1 pseudogene is annotated in these 358 nt (G+C 33.8%); it reads right to left on the minus strand.

What is annotated here, in order from left to right:
* Positions 1-144: 144 nt before the first annotated feature.
* Positions 145-358 (minus strand): annotated as a pseudogene (locus tag V6246_RS18190) (hypothetical protein); the annotation flags it as partial.

The following is a 358-nucleotide window of genomic DNA, read 5'->3' on the forward strand; positions in this document are numbered from 1 at the left end:
ACGGTATCTGCAATAGAAATGGAAAGTCTAACAATAGAATCTTGCAATCCATTTAAATCGTGCAGCACATTAGCGTCTAACGCTATCAGTGCTCCCTTTTTCAATATCTTTTGTTCTCCGTTTACACCAAACTCTATCTCACCTTCAAAAAATTTCAACTATTATTGGGTATGGTGCTTTGTGCTCCTTCATCAATTGTCCTTCTTTTAAGGCAATCCTTAGTTCTTTTGTGGTGTCTGTTTTTAATAATAACGTTATACTTGGTTTGTCTTCGGTATAAATAAGTGCTTCTGTAAGTGATGCTGTTTTCATAATTATTTCATTTAAATTGTCAGTAATGCGCTGTTGTATTTTTTCA

Source organism: Algibacter sp. TI.3.09 (genome assembly GCF_038154905.1).
Lineage (GTDB): Bacteria > Bacteroidota > Bacteroidia > Flavobacteriales > Flavobacteriaceae > Algibacter.